Raw genomic sequence first — 15,369 nt, forward strand, 5'->3', positions numbered from 1 at the left:
TTTTTGAAAAACTTTGTCGTTTTAATTTTTAAAATTTCATTTATTTCCCTATTTTTGACCAATGGAAAATTTTATCGTATCCGCAAGAAAATATCGTCCGCAAGAGTTTGACACTGTTGTAGGGCAATCTCACGTTACAGATACCTTAGAACACGCCATAGAAAATAGTCAGTTGGCTCAAGCGTTGCTTTTCTGCGGACCTAGAGGTGTAGGAAAGACTACTTGTGCTAGGATTTTGGCTAGAAAAATCAACGAAAAAGATGGTTCTACCTCAGAAGACGGATTTGCGTATAATATCTTTGAATTAGATGCTGCTTCTAATAACTCAGTAGATGATATTAGAGATTTAACAGACCAAGTTCGTTTTGCTCCACAAGTTGGGAAATATAAAATTTATATTATAGACGAGGTTCACATGCTCTCTACAGCGGCATTTAATGCTTTTCTTAAAACCTTAGAAGAACCACCAGCTCACGCTATTTTTATTTTAGCAACTACCGAAAAACATAAGATTATTCCTACCATTTTATCAAGATGTCAGATTTATGATTTCAAAAGAATCACCATCGAAGATATACAGGAACATCTTAGAAAAATTGCCGAAAAAGAAGGCGTAAATTATGAAGATGATGCATTGTTCTTAATTGCTCAAAAAGCAGATGGAGCACTGAGAGATGCACTTTCTATCTTTGATAGACTTACCACTTTTACTCAAAAAAATATTACACTTGCTAAAGCTGCTGAAGTTCTCAATATTCTAGATTACGATCAATATTTGAAAATTGTAGATTTAGCAAAAGAAAATAACATTCCGGGAATTCTTACCGCTTTTAATGATATTGTTAAAAAAGGTTTTGACCCACATTTATTTATTGGTGGATTGGGAAGTCATTTCCGTGATTTAATGATGGCTCAGAATGCTTCTACACTTGCTCTAATAGAAGTAGGTGAGAACACGAAACAGAAGTTTTCTGAACAGAGCAAAAATTGGAGTGCACAGCAACTCATAGATGCTATAGAAATCTGTAATCATGCAGATATTAATTACAAAAATTCTAAAAATCCAAGATTAACGGTAGAAATCGCTTTGATGCAGTTGGCCAGTCTTACTGCTGCGAAAAGTGATGATAAAAAAAAAAGTTCTTAATTCTAGCACCACTTTTTCGTAAAAAGGAAACCGAAAAGCCAAAGGTAGCTCCAGAAAAACCACAAGAAACTTTACCGTCAACTAAAAAAACAGAAGAATCTGTTCCAAAAACCGTTCAAAAAATTACTGAACCCATTGTTAAGAAAACCATTGTTTCAGAATTTAGTATTCTTGCTACGCTCAATAAAAAAGAGGAAGAAGAAGTAGTTGTCACTCCTCAGAAAAAAGAAGAAGATTTACCAGACCATCACTTCACCGAAAAAGATTTACAAACAGAATGGCAAATTTTTCTAAATGATTTATTTATAAAAGACCAAGTCACTTATTTTGCCGTAAATACTGCAAAACTTCATAAAAAGGAAGAAAATGTTGTGGAGATTTTATATCCTTCAGATTTGGTAAAAACTGAGTTTGAGAAAATTCAAGCACAATTTTTCAATCATTTCAAGAGAAAAGTCAATAACTACAAAATAGAAGTTTCTTACCGAGAAGACAAAAAACTCATCAAAAAACAAGAAACGAAAAGAGATATTTTCCAGAAATATGTAGAAATTAATCCTGTTTTAAAAGATTTAGATGAATTGATGAAGTTAGATTTAAGTTAAAAATTCCATATCATGTTTAGACTATTAGATTTACACAAAGGAGAAGAAAACAAACAAAAAGTTTTAGAAAACGTAAAAGATAATATTTCTTTTTCTGGTTCTAATTTATGGATTCTAATGGCTGCTATTCTTGTAGCATCTGTAGGTCTTAATGTAAATTCTACAGCAGTGGTGATTGGAGCCATGCTTATTTCTCCTTTGATGGGACCTATTGTAGGCGCTGGTTTTGCACTTGGTGTTTTTGATTTTGAATTACTGAAAAAATCATTAAAAAATTTGCTTATTGCTACCATTGCGAGTTTATTAGTTTCTACCATCTATTTTTATATTAGTCCTTTCAAAGAAGCTCAATCAGAATTATTAGCCAGAACATCTCCCAATATTTATGACGTGCTAATTGCATTTTTTGGAGGTTTAGCTGGTGTTATTGCAATAACTAGAGTGGAAAAAGGAAATCCTATTCCTGGGGTTGCCATTGCTACAGCTCTTATGCCACCATTATGTACAGCAGGTTTTAGTTTGGCAACAGGTAATTTTAAGTTCTTTTTTGGAGCATTATTTCTTTATACAATTAATTGTGTTTTTATAGGGATTTCTACATTTTTAATTGTTAAATTTCTTAAATATCCATCGGTTAAATTTGTAGATTTAAAGGAGAGAAAAAGAGTGCAAAATTTGATAACTCTACTTTCTTTACTGGTTCTTTTGCCAAGTATTTATTTTGCCTATTCATTATATAAAGAACAGGAATTTAGGATTAAAGCAGACCAGTTTATTGAAAAAGAATTTATAGAAAAAGGTAATACTTTGGTTTACAAAAAAATAAATTTTTTAAGCAATCCTCGAAAAATAGAATTGGCTTTCTTAAAGAGAAATTTTACTCAAGATGAAATAAAAAAAATGAACCAAAGTCTTTCAGAAATTGGTCTAAATAATACCGAACTTATTATTAAAGCTAATAATTACCAAAATTTAGAAGTTTTAAAAGACGATATTCTTAATGAAATCAATAAAAATTCTGAAAGAGATAAAGAATTATTGGCTTTAAAAAGTCAAACTTCATCTTTAGAAGATAATATGCAGTTGCTTAAAGAAGCTCAAGTTTTGTTTCAAAATATTAATGCGATAAATGTTTCTGAACTCAGTTTTGCACAAGGTGATTCATTGGTTGAAAAACCTGTACTAATTTATCAATCATCAGAAAATCTTACAGATGAAGACCAAATAAAACTGAAAAAATGGATTGAGAAAAGACTCAATAAATCAAATGTAGAAGTGTATAAATAAATTTTAAAGCTTCAAATCATGTAAAAAAATATTCAATGAATTTTCATCACAAAAGATTGCTGGTTCCCATTCGGAAAAATTTTATTGTAAGAAATCTACTTTCTTATTTTAAAAACTTATACCAAAGAACCACTTATGCCAATTCTACCCTCAAAAAGCAGTTTCTACAGTTTTTACCCTTTTTATTGGCTTCTTTTATTACTGGTTTTGTAGCATTTTTGTACAGTAAAATATTCACTTTTTCAGAAAAATGGTCTCACGAAATTTTTCATCAGAATAAATTATATATTTTCATCATCACGCCTTTGAGTTTTTTCATTTCTTGGTTTTTTGTCAGAACTTTTGCTAAATATTCAGCAGGAAGCGGAATTCCGCAAGTCATGGCTTCAGTAGAATTGTCAAAACCAAATACACATCATCTTGTTAAAAGATTTTTGAGTTTAAGAATAATCATCATCAAAATTTTAGCAAGTGCCGTAAAAGTTTTTGGTGGAGGAATTGCAGGAAGAGAAGGTCCAACCATACAAATTGCGGGTTCTATTTTTGTGGAAATTCATAAAAGATTGCCAAAATGGTGGGTTCCAATTTCCGAAAAAAATGTAATGATTGCAGGAGCTGCTTCTGGTTTAGCCGCAGCTTTTAACACACCACTTGGCGGAATTATTTTTGCGATTGAAGAATTAGCCAAAACTCATATTAAGTATATTAAATCTCCACTTTTTGTAGCAGTTATCATCGCTGGTCTTACTGCGCAAGGTTTTGGTGGCAGTTACTTGTATCTAGGTTATCCTAAAACCAATTACTCTGGTTGGCTGGTTTTTGTAGGAATTTTTATTACGGCTATTGTCGCTGGATATTTTGGAAGTAAAATGTGTAGCATTATCATTGCAGTGATGAGTTTTTTTGAGAGATTTAAGAAAAACTATCAACAAGTTTTTATTGTTTTTTTCTGTGGATTTTTTGTGGCAACTTTCATCTATTTTTTCGGAACCGAAGTTATGGGTTCTGGGAAAGAATTAATGGAAAGACTGCTTTTCACCTCAGATAAATCGGTAGAATGGTATTTACCTTTTTTGAGAATGAATGGTTTAATTGCTACTTTCAGTTTTGGTGGAGCAGGAGGCGTTTTTGCCCCTTCATTAAGTTCTGGAGCAAGTTTTGGAGCGTTAATTGCTCAGTTGTTACAATTAACAGGAGATAATGCTAATTTATTGATTTTAATTGGGATGACTGCTTTTCTTACAGGAGTAACCAGAGCGCCATTTACCTCTGCAATTATTATTTTTGAAATGACAGACAGACATAGTATCATCTTTTTTCTACTGTTAGGAGCAGTTCTCGCTTCTTTGGTTTGTAATTTTGTAACCAAGAGAGCTTTTTATGATGTTCTGAAAGAAAAATACATCGAAAAGGTTCTAAATCAAGAAAATATTGAAAAAAAATAATAACAAATAGTCGTAATTTTCTATATTTGAAAAATATTTCAAAAAAGAACATAATTGAACACGCTTTTTGCGTGTTCTGTATTTTATAAAAGTTGTAAGAATCACGAAGTATGAATTTAAAAGATTTACAAAACGATTGGATTAATGAGTTCTCGAAACCATTAATTATAGCAGGACCTTGTAGTGCAGAATCAGAAGCACAAATGATGGAAACTGCACAAAGATTGAAAGATAGTGGCGCAGAAGTTCCCGTTTTTAGAGCAGGAATTTGGAAGCCAAGAACCAAACCAAATGGTTTCGAAGGAGTAGGAGTTATCGGTCTTAATTGGCTTAAAAAAGTAAAAGACGAGTTTGGTTTCAAAACAGCAACCGAAGTTGCTAATGCTCATCACGTTTATGCAGCTCTAGAAGCAGATGTAGATATTCTTTGGATTGGAGCGCGTTCTACGGTAAATCCTTTTACCGTTCAAGAAATTGCTGTTGCGTTAAAAGGAACCAATAAACCTGTTTTGGTTAAAAATCCGGTAAATCCAGATTTAGCACTTTGGATTGGTGCTTTAGAAAGACTTTTAGGTCAAGATGTGAAAAACTTAGGCGTTATTCACAGAGGATTTTCATCTTATCAAAAAACAAAATATAGAAATTTACCCAACTGGCAAATCGCATTAGATTTTAAACACCAATTTCCGAATATCCCAATGTTTGTAGACCCTTCTCACATTTGTGGTAGAAGAGATTTGCTTTCAGATGTTACTCAGGAAGCATTTAACGTAGGTTACGAAGGAGCGATGATAGAATCTCACTGCAATCCAGATGCAGCTTGGAGTGATGCCGCTCAACAAATTACGCCAGAAGTTTTGGCAGAAATGTTAGGAAATCTACAAATCAGAAACTCTGATATTTCTGGATTTGATGAAGAAATGGGCAAACACAGAGCTTTAATTTCTGATATTGACTTTCAATTAATAGAATTATTATCAAACAGAATGAAAATTTCTGAAAAAATTGGAGCGTTGAAGAAAGAGAATAATATCGCTATTTTCCAGCCAGACCGTTGGAAAGTGATTGCAGAATATGCCTCTGCAAGAGCCGAAGAATCTGGAATGGGCAAAGATTTTATAGAAAAAGTTTTCAAAGCGATTCATGAAGAATCCATTGAAGTTCAAAACAATATCATGATTGATAAATAACAAGAAAACACGCCGAAAAGCGTGTTTTTTTATTGTGAGAAGATTTCGTAAATTGCACAAAAGAAATTCGTTTTGAAAGGACTCATCACAAAATCTACAGGAAGTTGGTATCAAGTTTTAGATTTGGAAACTAGGCAAGTTTTCGAGGCGAGAATTCGTGGGAAATTTAAACTCATAAAAACCAGACTCACCAATCCTTTGGCTGTGGGTGATTTTGTAGAATTTCAATTGGAGAAAGATGATATTGCGTGGATTACCAAAATAGAACCTCGAAAAAATTATCTCATCAGAAAATCCGTGAATTTATCTAAAGAAGCACACATTATTGCGAGTAATCTCGATTTGGCGTGTATTATTTTCACCTTGCAATCTCCAGAAACGTCTTTAGGATTTTTAGACCGATTTTTAGCGTGTTGCGAAGCGTATAATATTCCAGTTCTCATCCTTTTTAACAAAATTGATTTATTGAATTTCGAAGAAGTGGAATTGGTTGAGGAATTACAAACCATGTACGAAAATTTAGGTTATCAAACGTTGCAAGTTTCTTCTGCTGAAAAACTGAATTTAGATAAACTTCAAGAAATTTTAAAAGATAAAACTTGCGTTTTCTTTGGTCATTCTGGAGCTGGAAAATCTACTTTGGCAAATGCACTTCAACCTGATTTGAAATTGAAAACCAACGAAATTTCTGAAACGCACAACAAAGGAAAGCACACTACTACTTTTGCTCAAATGCATTTTTGGCATTTTGGAGGTGCTGTAATAGACACACCTGGAGTTCGAGAATTTGCAATGATAGACGTAGAAAAAGAAGAAATTCAACATTATTTTCCGGAAATTTTTGAGAAAGGAAGAGAGTGTAAATTTCATAATTGTAAACACATCAACGAGCCAAAATGTGCTGTTTTAGAGGCTTTAGAAACGGGTGGAATTCTAGAAAGCAGATATATCACTTATCTTAAGTTGATGGAAGAAGCGGAGGAACAAAATCAAATGTAAAATTTGATGTTACCGTTCCATAGGAACGAAATGTGTGTAAAAAGTTGATTACAAATTTTTAGCGTTCCGTATGAACGAAATGTTTTTTATAATGAGTTTTCAATTAAATGTTTTCAGAAAATTTGGCCTGAAATTTGTTGAAAATCAGTATATTTATATAGAAAAAGTTTTTTTATTATCTTTGCAACACCAAACATAGAATAGATTAATGACCAACCCATTATTTTACGCTAAAATATTGCTTTTCGGAGAGTACGGAATCATAGAAGATTCTCAAGGATTAACCTTACCGTACAGTTTCTACAAAGGCACACTTAAATTCTCTGAAAATCAAACTGATTTCGAAAAAAAATCAAATGAATCTCTATCTAAATACGCTCAATATTTATCTGAATTAAATCTTCCAGAAGCTTTTAAAATTAATGTGGAAGCCTTCAAAAAAGATATCAAAAAAGGATTATTTTTTGATTCTAATATTCCGCAAGGTTATGGAGTAGGAAGTTCTGGAGCTTTAGTAGCAGCTATTTTCGAAAAATATTCTTTCATTAAATACAATCCTGAAGAAATTTCTAAAAATCAGTTAAAAGATTTGAAAAAAGTTTTCGGAGAATTAGAGTCTTATTTTCATGGTAAATCTTCGGGAATTGACCCATTGATTTGTTACATGAACCTTCCGATTCTCATTGAAAACAAAGAAAGTGTAGACAAAGTTTCTATTCCAAAAGAAGAAGCTGGAAAAGGTGCAATTTTCTTAATAGATTCTGGTTCTGTAGGCGAAACTGGACCGATGGTTCAAATTTTCTTCGAAAAATTGAAAAATGAAGGTTTCAGAAAAACTTTGAAAGAAGAATTCATTAAGTACAATAATGCTTGTATTGATACTTTCTTGAACAAAGAAATGACGCCGTTTTTCAAACACTTGAAAGACCTTTCTAAATGGGCTTATGTTCATTTTAAACCGATGATTCCTACCAATCTTTACAATGCTTGGAAAAAAGGTCTTGATACCAATGCTTATTACTTGAAACTCTGCGGAAGTGGAGGAGGAGGTTATATTCTTGGTTTTGCCAAAGATTACGAAAAAGCAGACAAAATGCTAGAAGGCTTCAATAAAGAAGTGATTTATAGATTTTAGTTTTTGTAAAGTTGATGATTTGTAAAGTCGTTTAAAAAATTCTTTATAGACTATAATTCTACGACTTACAAATTAACGACTTCACGACTTTACATTAAAATGAGTAACAATCCCATTCTTCATCGTTTATCTCAATTGGTGAGTTTGCTTTTAGGAGCAAGGATTTTTGTATTGGCATTGTTTACATTTACGTTGTATGTTTCTACCTTTTTTCTTTTTAACCAAGAAGAAAGTCTCAGAAAATTTGTTTTCGATTATAAAGTTCATGGAATTATTTTCTGTGCGATGCTGAGTATTGCAGCAGGCGGAATTATCAACCGCTTTTATGACAAAGAAAAAGATGAAGTAGAAAAGCCATTTAGAAGCAGATTACAAAGTTTTTTAAAGGAAAAATATTTCTTGTACAGTTATGTTATTCTCAATGTTTTTTCATTGGGGATTTCTGCGGTTCTTTCTTGGAGAATTTTTATATTTTTCTTGATTTATCAGTTTATCATTTGGTTTTACAGTCATAAACTGAGCAAAATGCTCATTATTAATAATCTTACTTTTGTGAGTTTAACATTGTATCCTTTTTTTGGATTATTGGTGTATTACAAGCATTTTTCGTACAAATTATTTTTAATGGCAGCGTTTTTATTTTTAATTATGTTGACCATTGATTTGATTAAAGATGTCTTGACGAGTAATGTAGATAGAGTTTTTGGCTATAATACAATTGCTAATGTTTTTGGGAAAAAAGTAAGTTATATCGTTATAGGATTTGTGATTTTTGCAAATGTTTTGGTGTCTATTCTGTTGCTTTTCTTCATCCCGAAAACCAATTATATGTTAGGTTACTTTTCATTAAGTATTCTTTTTTTCGTAATGATGAGTTTTCCTATTCTTACGTATCAAAAATCTAAATTATTCTGGGTGATTAATTTCTTTAGAATTTGGGTTTTTGTTGGCGTAATTTTCATGTTGATCAATGGCATTTTTGAAAGGTTTTAATCTTTATTAAATGCTTGAATTGCTTCTAAAGCGTTATTATTGAAATCCCAAAGTGCTTGATTTTCCCAAGTAGAGCCGTTAGTTGCTTGATTTCCTTTGAAGGCAACCCATTCTCCTCCCCAATAACAGAATCCAGAACCATTCGGAACTGATTTTACCAATGATTTGATGGCGAGAATATAATTTTTTTGACCAGAAGCAGTAGCGTCATAATCTGCAACCAATTGATTGCTTTGTCCCACCACATTATTGGTCCAATCATTCCAACTTAGTGTAAAAGGATAAGAGGTTTCTGCCAAAATGATTTTTTTGTTATACGTTTGGCTTAGTGTAGTGAGCTTGGTTTTTAAATCAGTTAAAGACGTTCCATGATATACAGGATAATAAGAAATGCCTATATAATCATAATTTAGATTTTTAACTTTATTAAAATACCAATCTGCTGAATTAGAAATTCCTGCAAAATGCAACATGATTTTAGTAGCACTATTGGCTGTTTTCACGCTTGAAATAGCAGTATTTGTTAATTCTAAATATTGTGTTTCATTGGTAGAAAGTTTTCCTTCTGGCCAAAGAAATCCATCATTGGTTTCATTTCCTATTTGTATAATTTCGGGTTTTATTTCGGTAACTACTTGTGTAGTGTAAACGCTTACCGCTGATTTTAAATCAGAAAAATTTAAATTTTGCCAAGCTACAGGTTTCGTTTGATTGCCTGGATCTGCCCAAGTATCAGAATAATGAACGGTGAGCCAAACTTTCATTCCGTGGGTTCTAACTTTAGTTGCCAGTTGTTTTACTTCAGATAAATTAGAGTGTCCGTTACTAGGATTATTCCAAAGACGAATTCTAATATAATTTACTCCAGCATTTTTTAAAGTAAGTAATGGCTCTTGCACAGTATTATTGTACTTAAAAGAAACTCCTGCTGCTTCTATTTCTGGTAAAAATGATAAATCTGCAGCTCTTATAAAACTATCTTCTGTAGGAATTGGAGTAGGAGTAGGTTCTGGATTATCGCCGCCAGAACTACAAGAAATAAGTGCTAATGTTAAAAAACAGAAAATTAACTTTTTCATTTTCTATGAAATTATAAATTGGAAGGTTGTATTTTGTTGGTATGTTTCGCCTTTTCTTAAAATAGCATTCGGGAAATCTTCGTGATTAGGAGCATCTGGAAAGACTTGAGTTTCAAAACAAATTCCGCTTTCTGTGTGATATTTTACCGATTCTTTATTTTGAAGTTCATCAGAAGTTTTTCCGCCTACGTAAATCTGTACCGCAGGTTGGTCTGTGTAAACCTTCATGGTTACACCATTTTTCACACTTTCTAAAATAGCTGCAGGTTCTGTATTGTTCTTTAAAACAAAACAATGGTCTATTCCAGCCACTACATTTTTAGAACTTCTGAAATCAAAAGCGTGGTTTTCCATAGGAATAAAATTTCCTGTAGGAATATTTTCTGCATCTAATTCTAAGAATTTTTCAGCGTTGATTTGTAATTTTTGATCAAGGGTATTTCCTGAAATTCCATCAAGGTTAAAATAAGCGTGATTGGTAAGGTTTAGAAGCGTGTCTTCTGTAGTAGTTGCTTTATATTTTATATTTAATTCGTTTTCGTCTGTTAAAGTATAGGCTACTTCTATGGTAACATCTCCAGGATAAAATTCGTTGGCTTTACTTACATAAGAGAAGGTAAGTGTATTGGTTTCTTCGTTGTAGTTTTCAAAATTCCAAGCGACGTTACTTAATTGGTATTTTCCGCCGTGTAAATGGTGTTTCCCGTGATTTTGGTCTAATTGAATGGTTTTTCCGTTCAGTTGAAATTGAGCGTTTTTAATTCTTCCTGCAAATCTTCCTACCACTGCATTAAAATATGGAGAAGCTCCCATTTCGAATGCTTTAATATATTCATCAATCGAATGAAATCCTAAAACCACGTCTATTTTACCATTTTTGGTAGGAACGTAGAGCGAAAGTAGTGTTGCACCATAATTAGTGAGGTATGCTTCTACACCATTTTTATTGGTAATTTTGTATAGTGATATATTATTTTTGACTGGTGTAATAATTACATTATTTTTAGAATGCATAGATATTTTTAAGATTTCAAAATTAAGTATTAGTTTGATTAAATTCTTTTTTTTGGTGAAAAATCATAATGATTTATGACAAAAATGTTAAAACTTATTTTTGTACCTTTGCAAAAATTTATTATTTATGAGCAGAGAAAGAAATTCAGGGAAAAGTAACAATAGAAATTCTGAGAGGAGACCTTCCTCACCTAAAAGCTCAAAACCTTCATTTGATAAACCAAAGAGAACCAGAGGAACTGACACTCCAAAAAGAGGTGGCGAGAAAACTTTTGATTCTAGAGAAAAATATGTAAAAGGTGATTTGAAATTAAGCAAAAAGCCTTTCAAAAAATTCGAAAAAGACGAAGACAAAGCAAAATCTTTCGTTCAAAAAAGACGTCTAGAAAAACTAGCGAAATCTGAGAACAAAGAAACCATTCGTTTAAATAAATACATTGCCAATTCTGGAATTTGTAGCAGAAGAGAAGCAGATGAATTAATTACTCAAGGTTTGGTAGAAGTTAATGGTAAAGTAATCACAGAATTAGGTTACCAAGTACAGAAAACAGATAGAGTAGTTTTTGACGGACAAGGAATTACACCAGAAAAACCAGTGTATGTTTTGTTAAATAAACCAAAAGGTTATATTTCTACAACCAAGGACGAAAAAATGCGCAAAACCGTAATGGATTTAGTGGCAAATGCTTCGCCATATCGTTTATTCCCTGTTGGTAGATTAGACAGAAGTACTACTGGAGTTATTCTATTGACGAATGATGGACACATGACTAAAAAATTGACGCATCCATCATTTAACATGAAAAAAATCTATCACGTAACGCTTGATAGAAAAATCTCTAAGGAAGATATGCAAGCTATTGCAGACGGAATTAGATTAGAGGAAGGGGTAGCAGAAGTAGATGCGATTTCTTACATCGATGGAAAACCTAAAAATGAGGTGGGAATAGAAATCCACATTGGTTGGAATAGAGTGGTTCGTAGAATTTTTCAGAAAATGGGCTACGAAGTAGAAGCGCTAGACAGAGTAATGTTTGCGGGACTTACCAAGAAAAATGTAAAACGAGGCTACTGGCGAATTCTTACAGATTTAGAAGTCAACAACCTGAAAATGTTGTAAGAAAATAAAGAAATTATAGAGCGTTTTATAACGCTCTTTTTTATTTTTTTGCGTTAAAAAAGTGAGAAAATCTTTACACAATCTTTCAGACGTAAACGAAATTATCAATAGAATACATCTTCTACATGAGAATTCTCCTAGAAAATGGGGAAGCATGACTGTTTCTCAAATGATGGTGCATTGTGCTAAAATTCTAGAAGTTCCCAATAAAAATTTACAACTGAGACATCCCCATTTTTTGATTCGGCTTATTGGTGTAGCAACCAAGTATGAACTCAGAATTTTCAATAACGGAATTCCTCATAATATGCCCACTTTCAAAGAAGTGATAGTGAACGAAACCTGTGATTTTTTAGAAAGTAAAAGATATTTATTGGCAACTTTAGATGAATATGTTTGGAATGCATCACAAAATAATTTACCCAAAACTCACCAATTATTCGGGAAAATGACGAAATTTGACTGGGGATTTTTAGAGTATAAACATCTTCATCATCATTTAAAACAATTTAATGTATGAGTATTTTTAACAATATATTTGGCGGAAATTCTAATGGCTCTTCTCTGAAAGAGTTTTGGAACGAAATACAGTCTTCAGAAGATTTAGAAGCCGCAGTAGAAGCATCAAAACTAGGAAAAGTAGTGATTTTCAAACATTCTACCAGATGCATGATTAGCAAAACAGTTCTTAGAAATTTTGAAAGACAAATAGAGTCAGAATCTGTTGACTTGCTAAAATTTTATTATTTAGATTTATTAAATCATCGAGATATTTCTAATGAAATTGCCCAAAAATTTTCGGTGGTTCATCAGAGTCCACAAATTGTAGTCATAGAAAACAGTCAAGTTATTCATCATGCTTCTCATGATAATATTGATTTAAGTCTTATCTTAGCATTATAAAACAAAAACAATTGGAAAATTTTCAATTTCAAATTTCTAGATTACTTGATGCTCCTATAGAAGTTGTACAGTTTTGTAGTGAGAAAATCAAAGTTAAAAATGTGCAAAAAGGCGAGTTTTTCTTACAACCCGGCGAAGTATGTAATGATACATTTTTTGTGAATAAAGGCTTACTAAGAATGTACAGTATTGACAAAAACGGAAAAGAACATATCTTGCATTTTGCTCCCGAAAACTGGATTTTAGTAGACCGAAGTAGTCTTTATCTTAATCAACCTTCAGATTATTACATAGATGCGGTAGAACCTTCAGAAGTTTTGGTGCTTTCGCCAGAATATTTTGATTTTTTAGCGGAAAATCAACCTTCAGTTATTGCAAAACAGAATGTTCTATTGCACAAACATGTAAGCAGTCTGCAGAGAAGGATTACCCAATTATTGGGAGCCACTGCAGAAGAAAGATATGTAGATTTTTTGAAGACTTATCCTAATATTTTTGAAAGAGTTCCGCAATGGATGGTGGCGTCTTACCTAGGGATTACCCCAGAAAGTTTGAGCCGTGTGAGAAAAGAATTGGTTCGGAAAAAATAATTTTCTATATTTATCAAAAAAACACAAATGGAATTTAGTAAATTGGTCAAAGGATTCGAAGTCTCTGAAGAAGGGCATAAAATCGGACATATCGAGTTTAATATTGTAAATGGAGTGATGAAAATTACTCATACAGAAGTAGATAAAGAACATTCTGGTAAGGGAATTGCCACAGAATTGGTGAAAATTGCTGTAGAATATGCAAGGCATAAAAACCTAAAAGTGAAACCACTTTGTTCTCTTGCTTCGCATGTATTGAAAAAGGATGATTACTCAGATATTTTAGAATAAAAAAAGGAACTTCAATTGAAGTTCCTTTAGTTTTTGATTATTTTTAGAAAACCATTTCAGGTACATTATCATCAATGATTAATTTTCCAGCAGTTGCTTTTTTAATATCGTCTACAGAAACTCCAGGAGCTCTTTCTAAGCAATGAAATGCGCCATCTTTAACTTCGTAAACGCCTAATTCTGTTACGATTTTTTTAATACATTTCACTCCAGTTAAAGGCAAAGTACATTCTGGTAAAAGTTTGCTTTCGCCATGTTTGTTCACTTGTTGCATGGCTACGATGATATTTTTCGCCGAAGCAACTAAATCCATTGCACCACCCATTCCTTTCACCATTTTTCCAGGAATTTTCCAATTGGCAATGTCTCCATTTTCAGAAACTTCCATTGCGCCAAGAATTGTTAAATCTACTTTTTGAGCTCTAATCATCCCAAAACTTGTTGCGCCATCAAAAATAGATGCACCTTTTAATAAAGTAACGGTTTGTTTTCCTGCATTAATAAGGTCTGCATCTTCTTCACCTTCATAGGGAAAAGGCCCCATTCCTAGAATTCCGTTTTCAGATTGTAACACTACATTAAAACCTTCAGGAATATAATTAGCCACCAAAGTTGGTATCCCAATTCCAAGATTTACATACGTGTTGTTTTTTATTTCTCTTGCAATTCTCATTGCAATTTGTTCTTTTGTTAAAGCCATATTTTAATATTTTAACACATGAGTCACATTATATTATAGATAAAATTGATGAAAACTAGAACATATAAGGTTTTGAAAATTAAAGATTTTCAACTAATGTATTCTTTAAAAATTCTTATTAGTTTTCAATTTTTTTAAAATCTAATGTGTTTATTATTTTTTTGGTCTTACAGTTCTCTGCTCAATTCGTTTTTCATAATTTTCGCCTTGGAAAATTCTATGAACATAAATTCCTGGAGTGTGAATTTGGTCTGGGTCTAGTTCGCCAGCTTCTACCAATTCTTCTACTTCGGCAATGGTAATTTTACCAGCCATCGCCATCATTGGATTAAAATTTCTAGCGGTAGAACGATAAATGAGATTTCCTGCAGTATCGCCTTTCCAAGCTTTTACAATAGCGAAATCTGCATCAAAAGCATATTCTAACAAATAATCTTTTCCATTAAAATTCCACACTTCTTTTCCTTCGGCAACTTCTGTTCCTACACCAGCTGGAGTAAAAATTGCGGGCATTCCGTAACCTGCTGCCATACAACGAGTTGCTAAAGTTCCTTGAGGAATCAACTCAACTTCTAATTCTCCAGAAAGCAATTGACGCTCAAATTCAGCATTTTCGCCAACGTAAGAAGAAATCATTTTCTTAATTTGCTTTTTTTGCAACAATAAACCCAATCCGAAATCATCTACACCAGCATTGTTAGAAATACAAGTAAGGTTTTTAACTCCTTTTTTTACGAGTTCGGCGATAGAATTTTCAGGAATTCCGCATAAACCGAAACCACCGAGCATAATGGTAGCGCCGTCTTGAATATCAGCACAAGCTTCTGTTACGTTTTTTACTGTTTTGTTAATCATTTGATTTTTCGTTTGC

General features: G+C 32.4%; 17 protein-coding genes. 13 read left to right on the forward strand and 4 right to left on the reverse strand.

Annotated features, from left to right (window positions below; all coding sequences use genetic code 11):
* The first annotated feature begins 61 nt into the window (after window positions 1-61).
* The 8 genes from dnaX (at window position 62) to EB819_RS04470 (ending at window position 8,801) form a co-directional block, all read left to right on the forward strand.
* Window positions 62-1,147, forward strand: coding sequence for a DNA polymerase III subunit gamma/tau (gene dnaX / locus EB819_RS04435; RefSeq protein WP_069798392.1), 1,086 nt, complete (start codon window positions 62-64; stop codon window positions 1,145-1,147).
* A 371-nt stretch (window positions 1,148-1,518) separates the two neighbouring features.
* Complete coding sequence (locus EB819_RS04440; RefSeq protein ID WP_083250160.1) at window positions 1,519-1,752, forward strand: DUF8439 domain-containing protein; 234 nt, start codon at window positions 1,519-1,521, stop codon at window positions 1,750-1,752.
* 12 nt (window positions 1,753-1,764) lie between these two features.
* On the forward strand, window positions 1,765-3,039 hold the full coding sequence (locus EB819_RS04445; protein ID WP_069798396.1) for a TIGR00341 family protein: 1,275 nt from the start codon (window positions 1,765-1,767) through the stop codon (window positions 3,037-3,039).
* 35 nt (window positions 3,040-3,074) lie between these two features.
* A complete protein-coding gene (locus EB819_RS04450) occupies window positions 3,075-4,484 on the forward strand; it encodes a chloride channel protein (protein ID WP_245993224.1) in 1,410 nt (469 codons plus the stop codon).
* Window positions 4,485-4,594: 110 nt separating this feature from the next.
* On the forward strand, window positions 4,595-5,674 hold the full coding sequence (locus tag EB819_RS04455; protein ID WP_069798398.1) for a chorismate mutase: 1,080 nt from the start codon (window positions 4,595-4,597) through the stop codon (window positions 5,672-5,674).
* A 72-nt stretch (window positions 5,675-5,746) separates the two neighbouring features.
* Entirely contained in the window at window positions 5,747-6,673 is a 927-nt protein-coding gene (rsgA, locus tag EB819_RS04460) for a ribosome small subunit-dependent GTPase A (RefSeq protein ID WP_069798400.1), read from the forward strand.
* A 208-nt stretch (window positions 6,674-6,881) separates the two neighbouring features.
* Entirely contained in the window at window positions 6,882-7,808 is a 927-nt protein-coding gene (locus tag EB819_RS04465; RefSeq protein ID WP_069798402.1) for a mevalonate kinase family protein, read from the forward strand.
* A 99-nt stretch (window positions 7,809-7,907) separates the two neighbouring features.
* On the forward strand, window positions 7,908-8,801 hold the full coding sequence (locus tag EB819_RS04470) for a UbiA family prenyltransferase (RefSeq protein ID WP_069798403.1): 894 nt from the start codon (window positions 7,908-7,910) through the stop codon (window positions 8,799-8,801).
* Here EB819_RS04470 and EB819_RS04475 read toward each other — a convergent pair.
* Together EB819_RS04475 and EB819_RS04480 are read right to left on the reverse strand one after the other, a co-directional pair.
* Window positions 8,798-9,880 carry a glycoside hydrolase family 53 protein gene (locus EB819_RS04475; RefSeq protein ID WP_069798406.1) on the reverse strand — a complete coding sequence of 361 codons (1,083 nt, stop codon included), beginning with the start codon at window positions 9,878-9,880 and terminating at the stop codon, window positions 8,798-8,800. The genes EB819_RS04470 and EB819_RS04475 overlap by 4 nt on opposite strands.
* 3 nt (window positions 9,881-9,883) lie before the next feature.
* On the reverse strand, window positions 9,884-10,894 hold the full coding sequence (locus EB819_RS04480) for an aldose epimerase family protein (protein WP_069798408.1): 1,011 nt from the start codon (window positions 10,892-10,894) through the stop codon (window positions 9,884-9,886).
* Window positions 10,895-11,021: 127 nt separating this feature from the next.
* Between EB819_RS04480 and EB819_RS04485 the strand changes: the two genes are divergently transcribed.
* The 5 genes from EB819_RS04485 to EB819_RS04505 all read left to right on the forward strand — a co-directional run bounded on the left by EB819_RS04485 (window position 11,022) and on the right by EB819_RS04505 (window position 13,798).
* The gene (locus tag EB819_RS04485; RefSeq protein ID WP_069798410.1) at window positions 11,022-12,014 is read left to right on the forward strand and encodes a pseudouridine synthase; all 993 of its coding nucleotides are present in this window, start codon (window positions 11,022-11,024) and stop codon (window positions 12,012-12,014) included.
* 61 nt (window positions 12,015-12,075) lie between these two features.
* Complete coding sequence (locus EB819_RS04490) at window positions 12,076-12,534, forward strand: DUF1569 domain-containing protein (RefSeq protein ID WP_124878663.1); 459 nt, start codon at window positions 12,076-12,078, stop codon at window positions 12,532-12,534.
* Window positions 12,531-12,917 (forward strand): bacillithiol system redox-active protein YtxJ, encoded by a 387-nt coding sequence (gene ytxJ, locus EB819_RS04495; protein ID WP_083250161.1) that lies wholly within the window; start codon window positions 12,531-12,533, stop codon window positions 12,915-12,917. The genes EB819_RS04490 and ytxJ overlap by 4 nt, the downstream gene beginning before the upstream one ends.
* Before the next feature lie 11 nt (window positions 12,918-12,928).
* Window positions 12,929-13,507, forward strand: coding sequence for a Crp/Fnr family transcriptional regulator (locus EB819_RS04500; RefSeq protein ID WP_069798412.1), 579 nt, complete (start codon window positions 12,929-12,931; stop codon window positions 13,505-13,507).
* Window positions 13,508-13,534: 27 nt separating this feature from the next.
* Window positions 13,535-13,798 (forward strand): GNAT family N-acetyltransferase, encoded by a 264-nt coding sequence (locus EB819_RS04505; protein WP_069798414.1) that lies wholly within the window; start codon window positions 13,535-13,537, stop codon window positions 13,796-13,798.
* 43 nt (window positions 13,799-13,841) lie between these two features.
* On the opposite strand, the gene EB819_RS04510 is transcribed toward EB819_RS04505, so the two are convergent.
* A complete protein-coding gene (locus tag EB819_RS04510) occupies window positions 13,842-14,498 on the reverse strand; it encodes a 3-oxoacid CoA-transferase subunit B (protein WP_069798416.1) in 657 nt (218 codons plus the stop codon).
* 153 nt (window positions 14,499-14,651) lie between these two features.
* Entirely contained in the window at window positions 14,652-15,353 is a 702-nt protein-coding gene (locus EB819_RS04515; protein ID WP_069798417.1) for a CoA transferase subunit A, read from the reverse strand.
* Window positions 15,354-15,369: the final 16 nt, after the last annotated feature.

It is taken from the genome of Cloacibacterium normanense (genome assembly GCF_003860565.1).
Classification (GTDB): Bacteria; Bacteroidota; Bacteroidia; order Flavobacteriales; family Weeksellaceae; genus Cloacibacterium; species Cloacibacterium normanense.

Coding starts and splice junctions, on each gene's coding strand:
- dnaX (WP_069798392.1), top strand. CDS start 62: ATGGAAAATTTTATCGTATCCGCAAGAAAATATCGTCCGCAAGAGTTT.
- EB819_RS04445 (WP_069798396.1), top strand. CDS start 1,765: ATGTTTAGACTATTAGATTTACACAAAGGAGAAGAAAACAAACAAAAA.
- EB819_RS04450 (WP_245993224.1), top strand. CDS start 3,075: ATGAATTTTCATCACAAAAGATTGCTGGTTCCCATTCGGAAAAATTTT.
- EB819_RS04455 (WP_069798398.1), top strand. CDS start 4,595: ATGAATTTAAAAGATTTACAAAACGATTGGATTAATGAGTTCTCGAAA.
- EB819_RS04465 (WP_069798402.1), top strand. CDS start 6,882: ATGACCAACCCATTATTTTACGCTAAAATATTGCTTTTCGGAGAGTAC.
- EB819_RS04470 (WP_069798403.1), top strand. CDS start 7,908: ATGAGTAACAATCCCATTCTTCATCGTTTATCTCAATTGGTGAGTTTG.
- EB819_RS04475 (WP_069798406.1), bottom strand. CDS start 9,880: ATGAAAAAGTTAATTTTCTGTTTTTTAACATTAGCACTTATTTCTTGT.
- EB819_RS04480 (WP_069798408.1), bottom strand. CDS start 10,894: ATGCATTCTAAAAATAATGTAATTATTACACCAGTCAAAAATAATATA.
- EB819_RS04485 (WP_069798410.1), top strand. CDS start 11,022: ATGAGCAGAGAAAGAAATTCAGGGAAAAGTAACAATAGAAATTCTGAG.
- ytxJ (WP_083250161.1), top strand. CDS start 12,531: ATGAGTATTTTTAACAATATATTTGGCGGAAATTCTAATGGCTCTTCT.
- EB819_RS04505 (WP_069798414.1), top strand. CDS start 13,535: ATGGAATTTAGTAAATTGGTCAAAGGATTCGAAGTCTCTGAAGAAGGG.
- EB819_RS04510 (WP_069798416.1), bottom strand. CDS start 14,498: ATGGCTTTAACAAAAGAACAAATTGCAATGAGAATTGCAAGAGAAATA.
- EB819_RS04515 (WP_069798417.1), bottom strand. CDS start 15,353: ATGATTAACAAAACAGTAAAAAACGTAACAGAAGCTTGTGCTGATATT.